This is a genomic window from Caldithrix sp. (assembly GCF_056497305.1).
The window spans coordinates 1-19990 of the sequence record NZ_JBSMDE010000144.1 but is presented as its reverse complement, the minus strand read 5'-3'; the positions used below and the strand labels follow the sequence as shown (position 1 = coordinate 19990).

Annotated in this window: 12 protein-coding genes and 1 pseudogene; 8 read left to right on the top strand and 5 right to left on the bottom strand. The window is 46.5% G+C overall.

The genetic code is table 11. The features are described from left to right. Positions 1-8: 8 nt before the first annotated feature. From ACWB0I_RS12070 to ACWB0I_RS12050, 5 genes are all read left to right on the top strand, one after another. The gene (locus ACWB0I_RS12070; RefSeq protein ID WP_479388319.1) at positions 9-719 is read left to right on the top strand and encodes an STAS domain-containing protein; all 711 of its coding nucleotides are present in this window, start codon (positions 9-11) and stop codon (positions 717-719) included. A 15-nt stretch (positions 720-734) separates the two neighbouring features. Continuing rightward, a complete protein-coding gene (locus tag ACWB0I_RS12065; RefSeq protein ID WP_479388318.1) occupies positions 735-1232 on the top strand; it encodes a DUF456 family protein in 498 nt (165 codons plus the stop codon). A 70-nt stretch (positions 1233-1302) separates the two neighbouring features. Then, the gene (locus ACWB0I_RS12060; protein WP_479388317.1) at positions 1303-1947 is read left to right on the top strand and encodes a DUF4159 domain-containing protein; all 645 of its coding nucleotides are present in this window, start codon (positions 1303-1305) and stop codon (positions 1945-1947) included. Positions 1948-2119: 172 nt separating this feature from the next. Then, on the top strand, positions 2120-5509 hold the full coding sequence (locus ACWB0I_RS12055) for a hypothetical protein (protein WP_479388316.1): 3390 nt from the start codon (positions 2120-2122) through the stop codon (positions 5507-5509). A 26-nt stretch (positions 5510-5535) separates the two neighbouring features. Continuing rightward, positions 5536-8184 carry a patatin-like phospholipase family protein gene (locus ACWB0I_RS12050; RefSeq protein ID WP_479388315.1) on the top strand — a complete coding sequence of 883 codons (2649 nt, stop codon included), beginning with the start codon at positions 5536-5538 and terminating at the stop codon, positions 8182-8184. Positions 8185-8336: 152 nt separating this feature from the next. On the opposite strand, the gene ACWB0I_RS12045 is transcribed toward ACWB0I_RS12050, so the two are convergent. The 3 genes from ACWB0I_RS12045 to ACWB0I_RS12035 all read right to left on the bottom strand — a co-directional run bounded on the left by ACWB0I_RS12045 (position 8337) and on the right by ACWB0I_RS12035 (position 14810). Continuing rightward, on the bottom strand, positions 8337-13199 hold the full coding sequence (locus tag ACWB0I_RS12045) for an Ig-like domain-containing protein (protein WP_479388314.1): 4863 nt from the start codon (positions 13197-13199) through the stop codon (positions 8337-8339). Between the two features lie 90 nt (positions 13200-13289). Then, a complete protein-coding gene (locus tag ACWB0I_RS12040) occupies positions 13290-14180 on the bottom strand; it encodes a formylglycine-generating enzyme family protein (protein ID WP_479388313.1) in 891 nt (296 codons plus the stop codon). A gap of 138 nt (positions 14181-14318) precedes the next feature. Continuing rightward, positions 14319-14810 (bottom strand): Spy/CpxP family protein refolding chaperone, encoded by a 492-nt coding sequence (locus ACWB0I_RS12035; protein ID WP_479388312.1) that lies wholly within the window; start codon positions 14808-14810, stop codon positions 14319-14321. A 33-nt stretch (positions 14811-14843) separates the two neighbouring features. On the opposite strand from ACWB0I_RS12035, the gene ACWB0I_RS12030 reads away from it, so the two are divergent. From ACWB0I_RS12030 to ACWB0I_RS12020, 3 genes are all read left to right on the top strand, one after another. Then, complete coding sequence (locus ACWB0I_RS12030) at positions 14844-15179, top strand: hypothetical protein (RefSeq protein ID WP_479388311.1); 336 nt, start codon at positions 14844-14846, stop codon at positions 15177-15179. Between the two features lie 1331 nt (positions 15180-16510). Beyond that, positions 16511-17527 carry a lipopolysaccharide heptosyltransferase II gene (waaF, locus tag ACWB0I_RS12025; RefSeq protein ID WP_479388310.1) on the top strand — a complete coding sequence of 339 codons (1017 nt, stop codon included), beginning with the start codon at positions 16511-16513 and terminating at the stop codon, positions 17525-17527. A 99-nt stretch (positions 17528-17626) separates the two neighbouring features. Next, the gene (locus ACWB0I_RS12020) at positions 17627-18010 is read left to right on the top strand and encodes a DUF1893 domain-containing protein (RefSeq protein ID WP_479388309.1); all 384 of its coding nucleotides are present in this window, start codon (positions 17627-17629) and stop codon (positions 18008-18010) included. A gap of 69 nt (positions 18011-18079) precedes the next feature. Here the strand turns inward: ACWB0I_RS12020 and ACWB0I_RS12015 are convergent, their stop codons facing one another. Together ACWB0I_RS12015 and ACWB0I_RS12010 are read right to left on the bottom strand one after the other, a co-directional pair. Beyond that, on the bottom strand, positions 18080-19240 hold the full coding sequence (locus ACWB0I_RS12015) for a radical SAM/SPASM domain-containing protein (protein WP_479388308.1): 1161 nt from the start codon (positions 19238-19240) through the stop codon (positions 18080-18082). Positions 19241-19293: 53 nt separating this feature from the next. Further along, positions 19294-19990, bottom strand: a pseudogene (locus ACWB0I_RS12010) (hypothetical protein); the annotation flags it as partial.

The following is a 19990-nucleotide window of genomic DNA, read 5'->3' as shown; positions in this document are numbered from 1 at the left end:
AGGAATCAATGGAAGGTATTCAAGTTTCAACAGAAGTAGCGGGTAGCCGGAATCATATCTCCATTATCAAGGTTGGCGGTTACATTGATACCACAACGGCATCTGAATTGGAAAGAGCGCTTGATTCCCTATTGAAACAGGGGCGTTTTAATATTATTGTAGACCTTGGCAATGTTGACTACATCAGTAGCGCCGGTTGGGGTATTTTTATCAGTGAGATCAAATCCATCCGCGAGAACGGTGGCGATTTAAAGTTAGTGCGCATGGTGCCGGATGTCTATGAAATCTTTGAATTGCTGGAGTTTCATCACATTTTGGATGTTTATGATTCGATAGATGAAGCCATCAATAAATTTGAAATGGTTGAGAGCGGCGCTACGGCAAAACAACCGGCTGCAGAGCATAGCACAGCGAAGCCGGAGCCGGCTGTCAGCCAGGGCCCGTCTCAAGCTGCGGAGCCCGCGCCGCAGGCAAGGGAAACACAGGAAACAAAACCGGAAGAACGCCCCGTTGATCTGGCTAATCTAAGTCTGGAAGATAAAATTAAGGAGATCATTAAAGAAGATCCTGCTCTGGGCGCCTATGGTATTAAAAAGAGATTAAACACCGAAAAGTACGGTTTTACGCGAGTTGGTTGGTTTAAGGTGCGCTCCATTCTCTCCAGATTGGATCTAAATTCCAGGTCCAAGCGTTATCAATTTGCAATGAGTGCCAATTAATCAGGGAAGTTTTCTATGACCACTATCTTAGAAATTGCTTTAATTTCTGTTGTTACCGCTTCAACAATTGCTAATTTTTTTGGCATTCCGGGTAATGTCCTCATTGCTTTGGGTAGTTTGTTTTACGCTATTTCTACAGGATTTAGCCAGTTTTCCTTTGGCTTTGTGTTAACGATTTTTGGCGTAATGCTTCTCTTTGAGTTTCTGGAATTTCTTTTAATTTCCTTTTCGGCTCAAAAATATGGTTCTTCCAAATGGGGAGTAGCCGGAGCGATTGTTGGCGGTATTATCGGCGCCATTTCTGGTGCCTTTTTTACACCCGTGTTAGGCGGGCTGATTGGTTCGTTTATCGGTGTGTTTTTAGGTACATTTATCGTTGAATTCATCAGAATCCCCAATCTTAAGGTTGGCCTAAAAGCGGCCTATGGCGCTTTTCTGGGACGCATTGGAGGACTGAGTGTCAAAATCATCGGCGCCGTGACCCTGGGCGTTATGATTTTTACGCACCTCTAAGATAATCTTGTTCAGTATCAAGTTTTGCCTTAATTTATCCTGAAATGTCAGCACATTTCGGGATTTTTTTATGGCAAAAAAAATAATTCTGCTCTTCTTTTTGGCGCATCTTGGACTGTCTCAGCCCATTGCCCCCGTACGCATTCACTATTCCGGAGGTGGGGACTGGTATGGTAATAAAACAACCTGGCGTAATATCTTACACCGTTTTCACCAGGAATTCCAGATTAACGTTGCCAGCCGCGAAGTGGCCCATCGAATAACAGACCCGGAGTTTTTTCAATATCCGATTGCTTACATCGCCGGGCATGGGAACATTCGCTTCTCCGATGATGAGGTTCGCCTGCTCAGAAAATATCTGACCTCGGGCGGCTTTCTGTTTGCCGATGACGATTACGGCATGGACCTGGCCTTCAGACGGGAGATGAAAAAGGTGTTTCCTGAGTTGAATTTTGTGGAATTACCGTTTTCTCACCCGATTTACCACATCTATTTCCAATTTGACCATGGTTTGCCCAAAGTGCACGAGCATGCCGGGGGACCGCCCAAGGGGTTCGGATTGATCTACCAGGGACGCCTCGTCTGTTTTTACAGCTGGAATACCGACATCAGCGATGGCTGTGAAGACCCCGAAATTCACGGCGATCCGGCTGATGTTCGGGAGCAGGCCCTGAAAATGGCGGTGAACATTTTTCTTTATGCTTTGTTGAATTAAAAGAATCAAATGAGGCTCTTTTGGTGGTACCGGTTTTTGAGAAAAAGAAGCGATTCTGCCTTTAGGCCAGAAAAGGTCGGCGTGTTTTAGGTTGCAGTAAATTGAAGGGGAGTGTCTTACAATACAAAGTAAATAGAATTCACTCCGCTATTTCCAGATCAGGTTTTAAACTATGACAGACAATTTTGTTAATAAAATTTATCGTTTTGGAAAACGTTATTTTGGCTTAGCGGCCCTGGCCTCGGCTTTCCGCTTTTTAATCATTTTACTGCTGCTCTGGTTAAGTGCGGCCATGGCCGATCAATTTTTCTACTTTTCCAGATTGACACGCTGGGGATTGTGGTTTATTAACCTGGCCATTGTGGGCTGGCTGTGCTTTAAACTGCTGTGCATCCCTTTAAAAAGATATCTTTCCCTTGCAGCTAACAGTGACCTTTCGCCACTGGCCCGCTTTCTGGGAAAACTCTTCCCCGAAATTGAGGACGATCTGGTCAATGCCTACCAGCTGGTTCGCCGGCACCACGAAAACCACATTTCAGACGAATTAAAGGCCGCCGCTGTGCAGCAAATTGTCGCCCGCTATCAACACTATGACTTCGAGCGAGCGATCTCCCTAAAAAAGTTGTTCCCGGAATGGAAGTGGGCGCTCTCTCTGCTGCTGGCTTTTTTAATACTGATTTCCCTGAATGGTCGAGCCTTATGGCATTCTACTCTCCGTTTACTCAATCCGGCCAACCCCTACGCTGCTTTACCGGAATTTACCTATCGGGTTACGCCCCAGGATACCGCCGTGGTCAGGGGCGACCCGCTAAAAATCCAGGTTTCCTACCAGGGGCCACCCCTGGCGCATTGTTTTCTGCGCATCGAACAGGAAGGCCGGACGCATTTAAGTCTTTGCCAGGGCAATGAGACGGATTTCTGGCTGGAAATACCCAATATTCAAAAGCCGTTTTATTTTCAGGCTATGGGCGAACCGCTCATCAAAAGGGGAGTAGAATCGTTTTTTGAATCAAAAAAATTCAGAGTCAAAGTTGTCACTCTGCCTTTTATTAAAGTTCTGGATGTTACCATCGATCCCCCGGCTTACACGGGTTTAGGCAGGCAAAAATTGGAACGAAATATTGGTGATATTCAGGCTCTGCAAGGATCGAAAATCCATTTACGTATTTTAAGCAATCAGCCTCTTAAAAGCGCATGGGCCATTTTTACTACCGGTGATTCCTTACCCTTGCAAGTGGATAACCGCCTGGCCAGCGGACAATTCATTCTGCAGCGGGAGGGCAGCTATTTTATTGCACTGACGGATACGGCTGGCTATCGGAATCGCAATCCCATCCACTATCAAATTACATTGCTCAAAGATTACCAGCCACTGGTCGAAATTACCCGTCCCGGTGAAGACCTGGAGTTGACACTGGATTCCCAGCTCGCGCTTGAGATCGAAGCCCGCGACGATTTTGGCATTGCTGCGCTGAAACTGGGCTACCAAATTGTGCATCAAATGCCCGGCGCCGATTCCACCTGGCAATTTGTGACCTTGCCGCTCCAGCAATCTGGAGCGCGGCAGGTGCTGGTTCAGCATCTGTTGGATTTTAATACCTTGCCTCTGGCCTTTGGCGATGTGTTCAAATATTTTGCGCTGGCCCTGGACAACAATAGAATAAACGGTCCGGGAAAAGGTCAGAGCCGCATTTACAGCATTCGTTTTCCATCCCTGGAAGAAGTGTTCCAGGCCGTGGATGAAACGCAACAGGAAAAGGCGCAGGACCTGGAAGACGTGGTGAAAGAAGCAAAAGCCCTGAAAGAAAACCTGAAAAAGATCGAACGCGAGCTGAAACAATCTAAAAAGTTGAACTGGGAAAAGAAAAACCAGTTGGCGCAGGATCTGGAACGGCAAAAACGAATAGAGAAAAAAATCGAGCAGATCCGCAAAGAGCTGGAAGAGGCCGTTAAAAAGCTGGAACAAAATAACTTAATCAGTCAGGAACTGCTGCAAAAATATCAACAGCTGCAGGATTTGTTCAGAGATGTGCTCACCCCGGAGCTGGAAGAAGCTCTGAAGAAATTGAGTCAGGTTCTGGAAAAGAGCGCCAATCCCAAACAGGTAGAAAAGGCGTTGAAGGAGTTTCGTCTCAATCAAAAAGCGTTTGAACAGAGAATTGAACGCACCATGGAGCTCTTGAAGCAGGTGCAGTTAGAGCAAAAGATGGAGGAGCTGGTCAAAAAGGCGGAGGCTCTGCAGCAGCAACAGAAAAAGATTTCCGAGCAATTAGAAAATTCAGAAAAAATAAGCAAGGAACAAAAGGAGAATTTACTCCGTCAGCAAAAAAAGCAGGCACAGCTCAAAGAGCGATTACAGTTTGATGTGCAGGAAGTGGAGAAAAATCCCCGACTGGCAAAATTTCCGGAAAGCACCAGACAACTGGATTCTGCGCTGGCCCGGCTTAAAGACCAGGCTCTTCAGCAAAGCATGGAAAACGTGCGGCAAAATATACAACAAGGCAACTGGCAACAAGCACAGCGCCATTCTCAGCAGTTACAACATCAATTTCAACAGATGGCCAGCACTCTGCAGCAGGCTTATCAAAAGATGTTAAATCAGAATAAACAACGTATTGCCCAAAAGATGCAAAAATCCCTGGAACGCCTGTTGCAACTCTCTCGTGATCAGGAACAATTACAGCGTCAGACTCAGCAAACTTCGCAGTTGAGCGAGCAGTTCAATCAGCTGATACGCAAGCAGGGACAATTAAATGAAAATCTGAACAGGGCCATTTCAGATATCGTCCAGCTCTCCCGCGAAACATTTTTAATTCAACCTCAGATGAGTAAAAGTTTACAAAATGCAGCGCGGAGTATGAGCAGGGCTTTACAGCAATTGAGTGAGCGTTTCAAAAGTAGCGCCATGCATGCGCAGATGCAGGCCATGGCTGCTCTAAATCAGAGCGCTGGACAGATGATGAAATCACAGCAACAAATGGCCGGTAGTTCATCGGGGACCGGATTTGAACAGTTTGTGCAGCAATTGCAACAGATGGCCGGGCAGCAGGGGCAGATCAATGGAGAGACCATGAACCTGTTTGGCCAGGGCAATCAGGGAAAACTGACCATGCAGCAGCAACAGGCCATGCGACGCCTGGCAGCCAGGCAGGCGGCCTTAAAACAGGCCCTGGAAGAACTCAATGAAAAAATGGGGCAGCGTCAGAATGTGCTGGGCCGTCTGGGACAGGTGGCCCAGGACATGGATAAAGTGGTCAAAGACCTGCTCAATAAAAATATCAGTCGTAAAACCATTGAACGGCAGCAACGCATTTTGTCGCGTATGTTAGACGCCCAAAAATCGATTCGTGAAAGAGAGCACTCCAAAAAACGAAAAGCAGAGCGAGCTAAAAGATACCTGGCCCACGATCCCCGAAAATTAGGTAATATTTACGATCTGGATTTAAAACAGCTACAGGATGCCATGCGCAATGCGCTGCAACAGGGCTACAACAGGGATTACCAGCTTTTAATTGAAGCCTATTTTAAAAAGTTAATTCAAAGTTACCAGCAGAAGCAATAACCGTAAAAAGGGAAGGATTTTCCGGAATGCGCCTGTGGATGGTATGGTTGCTGATCCTCAGTTTACTTTCGCCTTCATTTGGGGCTTTGCTGTTTAAGCAGGTCTATCGCTTTGAACAGGGAAAGCTTGTTGTCCAAACAAGCGGGCTGCCTGTGAAGCGCCCTAAAATAGCCCTGGTGTTAAGCGGTGGCGGCGCGCGCGGTATTGCGCATATTGGCGTACTGAAAGCGCTGGAAAAATATCACATTCCGGTAGATTTAATCGTGGGCACCAGTATTGGTAGTGTGATCGGTGGGCTCTACGCTTCCGGCTATTCCACCGACGAAATTCTTAAAATTACCAGCTCGATTGCCTGGGATGAAATTTATCAGGACCGGACACAAAGAACCGCTCTCTTTTTAGGGCAAAAAGGAGAACAGGATCGTTACCTGATCAATCTGCGCTTTAAAAACGGTACGCCATTCATTCCGGTGGCCATTTCACCCGGACAGCGCATTCTAATGACCCTGTCAGACATCATACTTCGTGCTCGGTATCAGGCTACCGACAGCTTTGATCGACTAAAAATTCCGTTTCGGGCCGTGACAACCGATCTGGTGAGCGGAAAGACGGTGGTGCTTAAAAAAGGCAATCTGGCCGAAGCCATCGATGCATCGAGCAGCATCCCTCTTCTGTTTGTGCCCATTGAACGCGATTCCATGTTATTAGTGGACGGTGGTTTACGCTCTAACCTTCCGGTGCATGTGGCTCGCTCAGAAGGGGCGGACATTGTCATCGCCGTTGACGTGACCTCGCCCTTGCGAAAAAAGGAGCAGATCAATGCGCCCTGGCAAATTGTCGATCAGGCCACAACCATCATGGCGGAATTGGAACGGCAACTGGAAAAGGAGTCGGCTGATGTTTTAATTGAACCGGAAGTGGGTTCCCGGCGTAACGACGATTATTCCAATTTGCCTGAATTGGTAGATATCGGCTACAGGGCCGCCCGTCAGAGTATGGAACAAATCAAAAGGTTGATGGCTCAAGAAAGCAGTAAGGCCGGGAAAAAATGTTTTGTGCGCGCCATCCGTTTTAACCAGCCCCTGGTTGATGCAGAAACGTTGTTGCGCTTCAAATCCCTGGAAAAGGGGGAACATGAGTTAACCACTGTCCTGCATCTGGCCCGGCAACTGGCGAACCGCGGGCTCTATCGAAGTGTTGAAGTATGGGCCGATACGAGCAGTGATTCGCTGACCCTGGACATTCGAATGCAATCCTTCCCTATCATCCGCACCATTCAATTTAAGGGGCTGACTGAGGAAGATGAGCAAAGCATCAGACAATTCATGTTTTTACAGGAGAACCAGCCGCTCAATCTGGCCTGGTTAAAGGCCGATCTGGAACATATTACGGATTTGTATCGTCAGGATGGCTTTTCGCTGATGCGCGTGGATAGCTTGCTCTGGGATGAGGGTAAACAGGTTCTGACCATCGGCATCAATGAAGGGAGGATCAAAACCATTGATATTGTCGGAAACGAAAAGATCAGGGACTATGTGATTGCCCGGGAATTCAGTCGTCAGAAAGGCTGGGTCTTTAACTGGAAAAAGATTGCCCAGGCCATTGGGAATGTGTACGCTACACAACTGTTCGAACGCGTAACGGTGGATATTATTGAAGCCTACCCGGATTATCACCTGAAAGTGCGCGTTAAAGAAAAATCAACGGTGGTCATGCGTCTGGGCGGTAAATACGACACCGACCGCAAGGCGCAAATGTATCTGGAGTTTGGCGATGAATCTCTGCTGGGCATGGGCGTAAAAGCCATGCTGGTAGGCCGTTTTGGCAATCGGGATGGTAAATTGGGATTCAAGCTGCGAGACGACCGGATCTTTACAACCTATTTAACGTTTGATCTGCAGGGTTATTACACCTGGGAAATCAATCCTGTACACAACAAGGACGGAAGTTCGGGCGCCTATCGTGAAGAGCGCCGGGGAGCGCGTTTTCAGGTGGGGCAGCAACTCAAACGCCTCGGGCAATTTATTGTTGAATTACGCCACGAAAACGTCAAAGACCGGGCCGAAGACGGGACGTTTCAATTTCCGCAAAATATTGAATTACGCACTTTTTCAGTTCGGGCCGTGGCTGACAAGCGAGATCGCATTGATTTTCCCACAAAAGGCATTAATAATTACTGGGCCTGGGAATCGGGCAACAAACTGGTGCTGGGCAGCAGCGAACCGTACACCAAAATTTGGGTCAATTTAGAGGGCTACTACTCTTTTCGGAAGCAAGCGACCTGGCACATTCGATCGTTTTTTGGCCTGGGCGATCGTACGTTACCGTTTTCCGAAAATTTCAGACTCGGAGGATTAAATGAGTTTTACGGACTGTACCAGAACGAGTATTTTGGAAGGCAGCTCTTTTTGTTAAGTGGCGAGTATCGGTTAAAATTGCCATTAAAGCAGTATTTCCAGGATAATATCATGTTCAGGAATTTTTATCTTTCGTTCCGCTATGATTTTGGCGGCATCTGGTCCGAGCCCCAATTAGTCTTTTCTGCCAATGATTTTTTCTCCGGTATTGGAGCTGCCTTAAGCATCGACACTATTTTAGGCCCTCTGCATTTTGCTCTTGGCCGCCTGAACGGAGGAAACACAGTGGGCTACATTTCGCTGGGTTTTAACTATTAAAGCAACACATTGTAACTCAAACTTCGGTTTGAGCCTGCTCGAGCTAAAGCTCGAGTTACGCTGGCTACCTGTTACAAAAACCATTCCTGCATCAAAAAAAATCCGGGTGCAGTAAAAAACCACACCCGGAATAAACAATGAATGGCACTGGTCTATTTTAAAAGCACCATCTTGCGGATGAAGGAGTGACCGTCTTCTGTTGTTAAACGGTAAAAGTAGATTCCGGAAGACAGGGAAGCGCCATTGAAGGTAACCACATGATAGCCAGCCGGTTTAAAGCCATCGAACACGGTAGCCACCTTTTTACCCAAAATGTTGTAAACCGTAATTTTAACCTTTCCGGCAATGGGTAGGCCAAAGCGGATTTTGGTTAAAGGATTGAAAGGATTCGGAAAATTCTGGTGTAATTCAAATTGTTGCGGAATCTGTGAGAACAGATCATCCTGCAAGCCTGTTGGGGCAGTAACTTCCACCTCGATGGTGTCTCTCGCAGTGGCCGAACTATCATCGCTGAGGATGCAGGTAAGCTGGACCGTTCCGGCAAATTGCGGCGCGCTTAAAATAAGTTTGGTTGACTCTGTATCGTACTCAAATTTAAGGGAGTCATTGCTGGCCATGAAATTCCAGCTCAGCAGAGAGTCTGGTGTGTCGATGTCAAAAGCAAAGTCATTCATAGTCAGCGTGTAGATTGTGTCATTGTCAAAGGAAATTCTGTCGGGCAGATTTTTGATTTCAGGTGGATCATTAATCGCTTTTACGGAAACAAAGACGCTGGTGGAATTTCCGACCAGTCCATCGTCAACCTTTAAAGTCAGTGTATCGTTGCCAAACCAGTTAGCCGGTGCCTTCAACAGAAAAGCGTTGTCCCGTTTTTTAATCGAAACAACCTTCCCGCCCGTCAGATCAAAATGTAAGGTGGAGTCCGGATTGTCTTTGTCTTCCACAAAGGGGTACCAGTTGCTGATGGTGTAAAGCAAGGAGTCGTCTTCCTTAAACGTTAACAAGGGCAAGGGCTGAGTAAACTTGACCGTATCGTTAACGGCCAGCACTTCGAATTTAACGTTCATGCTGTCGGCCAACCCGGCTGTGTCGCGTACAGTTAAGGTCAACCACTCACTGCCGTTCCACTCGGTTGAAGGCGGTTCCACAAAGAGAAATCGTTGGGGCGTGATGGTTGCCGAAAGTTCTTTTTGTCCTTTTACCGACCAGCTAAGCAAACTATCGGGATCATCTACATCGGTAACGTAGTTATCCAGGGCAAATACATCAAAGGTCTGTCCTTCCATGATGGTCTGATTCTCTAAAGGCGTGATCAGCGGGGCGTCATTAACCGGGGTAACGGTGATGAACACCCGGCCGGTGTCCAGTCCGCCATTGCCGTCGCTGATTACGTAATCCAGACTGTCTTTTCCGAAAAAGTTGGGGGCCGGCCGAAAGGTCAGCTCACTGTTGGCCAGAGAAACCTGGCCGTGTAAGGCTGAATCGCTGTTAACCACTTGCAAAGAATCGCCGTCAATGTCCCAATCGTTTTTAAGAGGGGCAATGACAATGCTGCTGTCTTCGGTTACTACAACGGTATCATTGACTGCTAACGGCGCATCGTTAACCGGCAGTACTGTAAATTGCACCGAATCCTGATCGGTGGCGCCGGAGGTGTCGCTGACGGTAAGCACCACGATTTCCGAACCAGACCAGTTTTCATCAATTGGTCGGGCCGTCAGAATGCGCTCTTCAGAAATCGAAATGGTAATGTTTTGCGTGGGAGCAACCTGCCATTGCAGGGTACTGTCCGCATCATCTACATCGCTTACGAAATCATCAAGCTGAATGGGATCAAAAGGTTGGCCTTCATTGGTCTGTTGTTCATGGAGACCGCTGATCAGCGGAGGGTCATTTACCGCTTCAATGGTAACAAACACGTAAGCCGTGTCCTGGCCTCCGTTGTTGTCACTAACAACGTATTGAAAAGCATCTTCACCAAAATAATTTGCCGAAGACGCGTAGAGAATGAGTGAATCTGCCAAAATGCTGGCTGTACCGTGCTGAGCGCTCAGTACCTGGATCACACTCAGGGGATTCCCTTCGGGATCGGAATCGTTTTGCAGCACAGAAATTTTCACCAAAGAATCTTCAAGAGTGCTGGCATGATCATCAGCCGCAACTGGAGGATCGTTAACCGCCTGTACGGTGAAGGTGACGGTATCCTGATCGCTTAAGCCGGAGGGATCGGTAGCCGTGAAAATAATGTTTTCGCTGCCGTTCCAATCCGCATCGGGTGTGGCGATGTGGGCAATATGATCATTGGAAATGGAGACCTGTAAATCCTGGTTGCCGCTGTACGTCCAGCTAAGTTCAGAATCGCTGTTATCAGCGTCATTCACATAGTCGTCCAGTAGAATATCTGTAAAACTTTGCCCTTCTTCAATAGTTTGATCTGGAATATTGCTGACAACCGGAGCGTCGTTAACCGCCTGTACCGTTACCGTTACCGTAGCTTGAGCTGTACCCCCGTTGCCGTCGTCAATGGTGTAGGTAAACATATCGTCGCCGTACCAGTCTGCTTCGGGCGTGTAAACCACCTGATTATTTTCGATGACAGCGGTGCCGTGCGCCGGAGAACTCACAGCGCTAACCGTTAAATAGTCGCCATCGATATCCGAATCATTGGCCAGAACATTGATGGTAGCGGCCACATCTTCGGAGGTGGTAGCCTGGTCGTCTACAGCAAGCGGGGCGTCATTGATGTTGTTAACCGTAAAGGTGGCAGGATCTTCACCATAAGCTCCATCGGGATCTGTGGCCCGAAATGTGATGGTTTCCGCGCCAAACCAGTTTTCATCAGGCACCGAAATCGTTGCGATGTGGTCTGCAGAAATGACAACCGTAAGGTCCTGATTTCCGCTGTACGTCCAGGTCAATTCCGATTTTTCATTATCCACATCGGTTACATAATCATCCAGTGCAATGGAAACAAAGGACTGGCCTTCATCGATGGTCTGATCTGGAATATCGGAGACCACAGGCGCATCGTTGACGGGATTTACCGTAAACACAGCCGAATCGCTGTCTGACAGGCCGCCCGGATCGGTGGCTGTAAACGTGATGGTTTCACTGCCGTACCAGTCTTCATTCGGGGCACTGATGGTTACCACATGATTTTCATCGATAGTGACCGATAGGTCCTGGTTGCCACTGTAGGTCCAGGTTAAATCGGATTCCACATTGTCAATATCATTAACGTAATCATCCAGATCGAACGTGGTAAAAGATTGCCCTTCATCAATAGTCTGGTCCGGAATGTCAGAAACAACCGGCGGATCATTCACATTGTTTACGGTAAACGTGGCCGAATTGCTGCCGGAGAGGCCGCCCGGATCGGTTGCTGTGAAGGTGATGGTTTCACTGCCGTACCAATTGGAATCTGGCGTTTGAATGGTGGCAACGTGGCTTTCGTCGATGGTGACGATTAATTGCAGATTGCCGGAATAGCTCCAGGTCAGTTCGCTGTCCGCGTTGTCTTCGTCTTCTGCGTAATCATCCAGATTGATGGTTGCAAACGATTCGCCTTCATCGACGGTTTGATCGGGGATATCTGAAACTACCGGCGCGTCATTGGCTGCCACAACGGTTAGAGTAAAGGTTTGCGTATCGGTTGCCTTGTTCAAGTCGGCTACCTGAACGGTGACTGTGTAATCGCCCGCCTGTTCATCGGTTTGTGCTGTTCCGGAAAGGAGTCCGGTGGTGGAGTCCATGCTCAGAAAGGCCGGCCCCTGGATCAGGCTGTAGGTTAAAACTTCTTCGGCGTCCGGGTCTTCGGCTACTACCTGGTAAGAATACAATTGATCTTCAGTAGCTTGTGTAACAGGATCGGAGACGATTTGCGGAGGCGTGTTCTGGTATTCAAAAGGGCCCATGTCCACAACCGGATTTCCGTCCCGGTCGCCGTCAAAGGGCCGGAGTTGGCCGTCAAAATCCACACTCGGTGCATTGGTGTTGCTTCCGGCATCAACCACAGGCGAGTTGGCTTCAAAATGGAAATCGTTGTTGGCCGCGTCTGAAAATTGCGGATCAGCGTCCATATTGCCTTCGCCGGAATAACCGCCTTCTACATTCGAGTAGGTTAAATCGGGCACGCCAAAGATTTGATCGCTGGAATTGGCTGAGTTACCGCGAACAATCAAATTTTTACCGCTTAGCAAACTGGACGAACTGTAAAGGAATATTCCACCGCCGGAACCATTGAGCGAAGAATTGTCGTAAAGCAGATCGTTAAGCATGGTCATATTGGTGTTGGCAAACGATCCGATCCCGCCGCCGCCGAGTCCGTCGGCCTGATTGTGAAGGAAGAGATTGTTCTTAAGATGCGGTGAGGCTAATTCGAAGACAGAGGAACCTTTGACGCCAAGGCCGCCGCCATATTGTCCGGCAATATTGTGGCGGATCAGATTAAATTCGATTTTAGGACTGCCTTCTGTAAAGATGCCGCCGCCGGCTTCGATGGCCTTATTGTTTTGAATGGTGCAGTGTTTGACGATGGTATTGGTGTCGATCGAGGCAGCGCAAAACAGAGCGCCACCGTTTTTTTCGTAGGTCTGTCCGCCGGAAAGATCGATGTCGGCATCGCCTTTTTCGATTCGGCAATAGATCAATTTGTTCACTGTGGAATTCCCGGAAAGTAATTTAATGCCGCTCCATTCCGTGGCGCTGCCCGGAGCATCATCCATAGTAAAAATGATGGAATCCTGGGCCGTCCCTTCAGCGATGAGTGAACCATACACCAGAAATAAAACATCGTCATGAAATTTCACAGTAACGCCGGGCTCGATGGTCAGAATGACTCCGGCCTGAACGATCAGCGTGTCATTGGGGACATCTACAATCCAGACACCGTCGCCGGAGGCATTGTTTTTGCTCCAGGTGGTGTTGGAACTAATCGTCGATTGACTCCAGGTGTCGGCTAACAAAAGCGATGTGGCGAGGAGAATAAAAAGTATTAAAGTAGAAAAAATCCGCATGGGGTGACCTCCTGTCAATTTTTTTGAAATCTCAAATTTAATGTAAAAAATCGATCGAAAATGCAAATTGATTCATATCAAATTTGGGAATTAAGGAACGGTGGTCAAAACCGGATTTGGTTGCGCAAACGCGCGATCGGCATCCATGGCGCATCTGAAACCCAAAAATTCAAAGCGCACCTGAGGCGGGTACCAGGTTCTGAAAGTGGTGCGCAAATAATCTCCGCTTCTGTTCCATGATCCTCCGCGAATGACTTTGTACCTGCCCTGAGCCGGACCGCGGGGATTTTCTGAAGGGGATTGGCTGTAATAACGGGCATCGTACCAGTCCGCGCACCATTCCAGAACATTGCCTTCAAGGTCATAGATGCCAAAGGGATTGGGCGGGAAATAACCCACCGGAGATGTAAAGGGGAAGCCATCTTCATAGCTGCTCATGATAACGCGTCTGGGATCTTTTTGAGCTAAGGAAAAGTCGGCTACATTACCGTAGGATTTGATGTAGGCCCGTTCCATTTGTAAAGGATAGGTCAGACTGGGGCCTGCAGCCCGGGCTGCGTACTCCCATTCAGCCTCTGTGGGCAACCTTTTACCGGCCCATTTGGCGAAGGCCCGGGCTTCGTGCCAGGTTACGTTGACCACCGGATGATCGTCCGAATTCCAGACAGGCTGCATGGGCATCTTGCGTCCGGTGGCAATACAAAATTGTCGAAATTCTGCTACCGTAACTTCGTATTTGTCCAGGTAAAAAGCATTAACGTAAACTTTGTGAATCGGTTTTTCATCGGCTCTTTTGTTCGAGCCTATCAAAAACCAGCCACCCGGAATCAGCACCATGCCATTAATTTCCTGGGGTAACGAAGGCCCGCTTGCTGATGGCTGCGGACGCTCATCTTTTTTTAGAAAGAGATTGACCCTGGGCTGACATGCGCTCCATAATACGATGAAAGGCAAAAAGATTAAAATGAACTTTTTTAACATGGGATTTCCTCAACATAATTCTCATACCTTTAGTTTCGAAACCAGAAACAAAAACTTGATGTTAAGGAAAAGGATTGGTAAAAAAATAGCCCTTCTTTTTGAAGAAGGGCTATGGGGGATATGTTCATTGGCTTTTAATTATTGAGCTCGCTTTCTGGGGCCCATCATTTTGTGGCGGGGCATCATGCCCATTCCATGTTTCATGCCTTTGCCTTTGTGCCCGCTCAGATACATGGCGTCGAATTTCTTCTTTTGTTCATCGGTTAACAAAGAGCGAATCTTGCGGTGCGTCCTGGCTCGTTCCAATGCCATTTTCAGTTTTAAGTCATGGATTTTCTGTAGTTGATTTTTTAACTGACCTTCAGAAACGCCCTCATCGATGACCATTAAACGGAAATCTTTTTCCAGTTTTTGTAAATCACCCTGCATAGATAGCATCTTTTTTTGCATCGCAAGATGGATATCTTCGATTTTGCTGCGTTGTTCATCGGTTAAGTTCAGACCTTTAAACATGTGCATTGCCGGTTTGTCTGGCATGGGTGCTTTTGGACCAGGGCCTGGCTGCGCGAAAACAGCGCCGATTAACATCAGGCTAATGAGAACTGCGGAAAACGTCTTTTTGAGTAACATAGGGTTACCTCCTTTGTTTGGTTTTACTTTTGAATGCGTTCGAATGTGTTTTGTTCAATTTTTGTGCCAATTATTTCAATACCTGTTTTTAAGCGCTCTGGCAAAGAAATGATCTATCTAAAACAAAAATTGACGAAGTCATTCGGCAGTTTTGCCGAGATAGATGGTGAGCAGGAAGAGACAGGTCATTTGAGAAAACTTCCAAAAAAAGATTTGTCTTGCCAAAACGAGAAGCAAAAATTTTTAAGCTGCATTGGTAAAACAATGGTTGATTTTTTTATGATTCCAAGATCGGGCCTGCCTTCCTACTCAAACGGTTTAATCTCCTGCCAAAGGCAGGGAAAGGGAAAAACATTGCAATTACAATAGGATCTTTGTGAGGAAGCGATCTTTTATTTGACTTTTGGCTGTAATAGCAGTATTGTCCTAAAAAAAGGAGAACAATGAGCTGGGAATGTGCCCATTTACGCTGGATTAAACAAGGTGCAAAAAAAATAAGGATTTGCCGTTTAAATGGCCGTGATTGCTGGCCTGGAGAAGGCCGGTGTGTGCTAAAAGGTCGGTTTGTTACCACGGCAACAATAAAAAAAAACAAAAGTCAGAGAGGGGAAAAGGCAGCAGATTGAGCCTATCGGTCTCAGCGATTATTGATCGTCAAGCTTCGTGTATTTATGCCCTAATTTTCTGCTTAAAATAATGTTTTTGAATACTGTTATTCAAAAGAGGTAATGCATTAACGTGCGAAAATTTTTGTGCTGTGTGAGGGAATAAATCTGTTGAACCGTTGAATTGTTGATTGGTTGAATGGTTGAATGAGCATTGGGCTGACATAGCGAATTCCCATTGTTCGTGAATGGTATTTCCACTATAGGTGAGAAAATTCCCCCACCATGCCTTCCCCCTCTCCCAGATTTGTATTCTGGGAGAGGGGGATCGAGGGGGTGAGGGCTAATTGGTGAAATGACTTTTGCTGTTGCAGGGGAAGAGTTAAGAGTATAAGAGTGTAAGAGTGTAAGAGGTAAATGGTTCATGGGCACCGGCTTGTCATTTTTTAAAGAAGTTTTTAGGTTGCAGCTATGCTGCTTTAGAATCTGTGAATTAAGGAAAATCGATTCCGTTTTTAGGCATTTTTTATTGGCTCTATCGAGCCAAAGCGACTCTGGGGAGTCGCGCTACGGGATGCAAAAATTTTTGTGCTACCTTAGGCTGAAAATTTTTACTTTTCTTTCCGGCTGCCTCGAGCAATACGAATGGTAAAGTTAAATCCAACAGACCGAATTCTCATTAGTTGGGAATTTGCCAATAAGAAAAAATTTCAATACAGATGAGAAAATTTCCCACACAGGTCTTCCCCCCTCCCAGACGTTTATTCTGGGAGAGGGGGATCGTGGGGGTAAGGGCAATTAATTTTTTGCGCCCTTTGTGGCTCCTCAGTGCTTTCCGCGGTTTTTAAAAGTTGTGGCTTTGCTGCTTTAAAATTAAAGGTTTGCAATTGGAGCGCTCTGCTTGAAAAAGAAGCGGTTTTCCAGAATGTTGGAAAGATGTCACCGGAGATCCCGAGCCTATATTTTCTTTTCTTGCAAAACGGTTGAGAGAAGAATTGGTTCAGGGCGTCAGATGAGAGAAGGTTGCCCTTCCTTCCCTTTGACTTACATGGCCTCTTTTTCTTAACTTGCTAGTTGTACAAACAGGAAAAGAGGATGGCTTTTAAAAAGATTTTACTGGTGCAAACAGCCTATTTGGGTGATGTCATTTTAACCACGCCCTTAATTCGATCTATTAAACAGTTTTTTCCCGGGGCGGAGCTCGATGTGCTGGTGATTCCTCAAACAGCCGGGGCGCTGGCCAATAATCCGCACATTAACCAGCTCATTTTGTTTGATAAGCGCGCTCAAAAATGGCCGGCTTTTAAAGATGTGTTGCAAATTTTAAAATCGCGTAGCTATAATCTGGCCTTAAGTCCGCACAGCTCATTCACCAGTGGGCTGTTAATTCGTCTGGCTAAAATACCTGTACGAATAGGCTTTTCCAGAAATCCCATTCGGTTTTTTTTAACGCATAAGGTGCCTGTGCCCTCTACTGGGTTTACTATTGAAAAATATTTGCGGTTACTTTCCCCTTTTAGCAAAGATCAATTTTCCATTCAAACCGAACTTTTCCCGACAGAAGAAGATCGAAACACGGCCGTCCAATTTTTACAACAGGTAGACGCTCAACGCCCTACTATTGCCATTGCCCCTGGCTCGGTCTGGCCGACCAAACGTTGGCCAGCTCAATATTACGCCGAATTAGTCAGAGAATTAAAAGATCAGTTCAATCTGATTTTCATCGGTAGCGCTGAGGAGCGTGAACTTTGTCAGCAGATCATCAAACAGGCCGGCGCACAAAAAGCTTTAAACCTGGCCGGGCAGTTAAGTATCCTGCAATCCGCTGCCGTTATTGAAAAGTGCGATTTGATGATTTGCAACGACAGCGGCGCCTTACACATTGCCAACGCCATGCAGACCGATGTGTTTGCCTTCTTCGGGCCCACGGTTCGACAATTTGGCTTTTTCCCTTTTAGAGAAAATGATTGGGTCTTTGAAATCCCTGATTTGTACTGTCGTCCTTGTGGCAAACACGGCCATCGGGAGTGCCCTGAAGGCCATTTTCGTTGTATGTTGGAGATTAAACCTGAGGCTGTTGTGCAAAAGGTTCAGGAAAAATTTTCTTTCTGAAAGGCAAAATGATAGTTGAGCTTTTCCCTTTGAGCTCTTAATTTGAATTGGTAAAACTTTTTGTTGGTAAGAGAAAAGCATTGTAATCGAAAGCAGAGCATGATGAAGCATTCACTCGAAGTGTTTAATGGAGATACCCTGATTTTTGCTTCGGACAGACACTGGCTCCATCCGTTATTTGAGCTTGAAGCATTCTTGAACACACAAACCCAAATCCATCCGAGAAGCCAGTTGCATGTCAGAGACAAAATCATCGGTCGGGCGGCTGCTTTGATTTTAATCTACCTGGGCTTTAAAAAATTACATGGCCAGACCATGAGTCTGCTGGCCAAAGAAGTGCTGGATTATTACCGGATTGACTACACCTTTGAGCGCCTGATTGAACGTATTGCCTGCCAGACCGAAGAGTTACTGCGTAAAGAATGGGACGGTAAAACCGCCTACCAACTGGTCAAAAAGCGGATCGAATCAAGGTCAAGGTGAATGGTTTTTATTCATGGGTGTGGGTGCGCTGCCTTAGCCTCGTTGTTGTTTGTGTCTGGCCTATGTAAATCAGACTTCTTCGACTTTTTCCTTTTTCTGAAAGAGCGAGGCTTCTTTTAAAAAGCGTTCAATGGAAACGCGGTCTGCAATTTCTACAATGCGCGCGTAAGGCTCTTCCATTCCTTCCGTACAATTTCGACACATCTCGATCTCCTTTCGGTTGCTCAATACCTGCCGGCGAAAGGCCATGTATTTTTCATTTTTAAAGACCTGCCGGAAGGGTTGATTCTGTTCAAAGATATGAGCCATGGCGTAATCAGCGTCTTTGTCGAAGCAGCAAGGACTCACCGAGCCATCCCAGTTAATGGTAGTATTGAGCCAGAGGCGTTTGCACCAGTTAGGTAAGTCGCTTTTTAAAGAAAAATGTTGGCCATCGTATTGATAGCGGCTTAATGTTTCATTTTCAGGTAGAAATTCAAAACCCTGCTGGTCATCGTAGATCTGCGCTGTTTTAAAAGAAATACGTTCTACCTGATTTTTACGCGCAATTTCAATGATCTGTGTTAGTTCATTTAAATTGTGTTTAAAAATTAAAAATTGCAGTTCGATCATGGGCCGTTTTGATTTTAAGTGACGTTTAGCTTCCGAAAGATATTCCAGGGCTTGCATGACCAGCTGGAAATTGCCACCCACACGGTATTTGGCGTAAGTCACCGGATCGGTTCCATCGAGTGAGAAAATAATTTGATCCAATCCGGAATGAACAATGGCTTTGGCTTCATCCAGGGAGCGAATAAAATGTCCGTTGGTCGATGTTTGCGTCATGACGCCAAATTGCTTGGCGTAAGCCACCATATCTAAAAATTGCTTGTTTAAAAACGGCTCGCCCTGATTCCAGAACTGAATTTGATAAACGTACGGACCGATATCCTTCATCAATTTTTTAAAATTTTCAAAGTCCAGGCGTCCCCGCGGTCGGGCCATATCGCCGTTACCGGAGGGACACATGGGGCATTTCAGATTGCAGATGTTGGTCGGTTCTACCATGACGATAGGTGGGATACCCCAGACCATCGGTTTTTTTAGCCACCGACTCAGCCCCATGGAAAGTAGTACTTTGCTCAAATTCCAGATGCGAAGCGGAGTGTGGCGAATCCGGAAAATAAACAGTGAACGCAGAAGGGCTTTTAAGGGCACAATCCCCAATTTCAGTCGATTCAAAAAATTCATTAAAACTTCCCTTGTAAAGTATCTGGCAAAAAATGCCCTCTTGTTTAATAAAACTACAGAGGCGGCAAATTCATTTCAACTTTAAAAAGAAACTTTCCATTCTGTCGGTCTGGAAACCAGTAAAGAGTCAAAATGAATTCATACCATTTGCCCTGAGTGTTGATCTTTCGTTTTCCCATTTCAAAAGAAAAGAATTGACTGTTTGCTCTTTCGATCGGGCCAATCAGGCCAAGAATTATGGGAAACCAGCGGCCCCAATACAGGCCAACCCGCGTTTGTTTATGGTAATATTCAGGGCCGATTTGCAAAATGGGTAGTAAAAAAGCCCAAAAAGTGTAAGCCTGTGCTGTTAGCGTAACCCTGTCCTGACGTGTGAGAGAAAAGCCAAGCAGATCGCCATAATGGTAGCCAACTGAGATGGAAGGGAAAAACTTATACCTGGATTCCCCGATGAAGTCTGGTGGAACGAGTAATACTCCACCGGCCATTCGAAAATAACGGTAAAACTTTAATGGTTGGATTCGGGAAGAGGGGACAGCCCAGATCCCTTTAGCATGCGATCGGGCAAATGACTCTGCTTCCTTAAACGAAGCGCTGTCTTTTAAGGCGGGCAGAGGCCGAAATTTAGCAAAGCCTCGTCTTAAATATTCCAGGTTAATGCATTTTTGCTTGTACCAGGCCAAAATGAACTTTTTAGAAAAGGTGGAGTCAATGATTTTAATGGCGGGAGAGCGCTCAATAAATATTTTC

Excerpts from the sequence above, each read along its gene's own strand:
- ACWB0I_RS12035 (WP_479388312.1), bottom strand. The coding sequence starts at position 14,810 with ATGTTACTCAAAAAGACGTTTTCCGCAGTTCTCATTAGCCTGATGTTA.
- ACWB0I_RS12060 (WP_479388317.1), top strand. The coding sequence starts at position 1,303 with ATGGCAAAAAAAATAATTCTGCTCTTCTTTTTGGCGCATCTTGGACTG.
- ACWB0I_RS12045 (WP_479388314.1), bottom strand. The coding sequence starts at position 13,199 with ATGCGGATTTTTTCTACTTTAATACTTTTTATTCTCCTCGCCACATCG.
- waaF (WP_479388310.1), top strand. The coding sequence starts at position 16,511 with ATGGCTTTTAAAAAGATTTTACTGGTGCAAACAGCCTATTTGGGTGAT.
- ACWB0I_RS12065 (WP_479388318.1), top strand. The coding sequence starts at position 735 with ATGACCACTATCTTAGAAATTGCTTTAATTTCTGTTGTTACCGCTTCA.
- ACWB0I_RS12020 (WP_479388309.1), top strand. The coding sequence starts at position 17,627 with ATGATGAAGCATTCACTCGAAGTGTTTAATGGAGATACCCTGATTTTT.
- ACWB0I_RS12015 (WP_479388308.1), bottom strand. The coding sequence starts at position 19,240 with ATGAATTTTTTGAATCGACTGAAATTGGGGATTGTGCCCTTAAAAGCC.
- ACWB0I_RS12055 (WP_479388316.1), top strand. The coding sequence starts at position 2,120 with ATGACAGACAATTTTGTTAATAAAATTTATCGTTTTGGAAAACGTTAT.
- ACWB0I_RS12040 (WP_479388313.1), bottom strand. The coding sequence starts at position 14,180 with ATGTTAAAAAAGTTCATTTTAATCTTTTTGCCTTTCATCGTATTATGG.
- ACWB0I_RS12030 (WP_479388311.1), top strand. The coding sequence starts at position 14,844 with ATGCGTTCGAATGTGTTTTGTTCAATTTTTGTGCCAATTATTTCAATA.
- ACWB0I_RS12050 (WP_479388315.1), top strand. The coding sequence starts at position 5,536 with ATGCGCCTGTGGATGGTATGGTTGCTGATCCTCAGTTTACTTTCGCCT.
- ACWB0I_RS12070 (WP_479388319.1), top strand. The coding sequence starts at position 9 with ATGGAAGGTATTCAAGTTTCAACAGAAGTAGCGGGTAGCCGGAATCAT.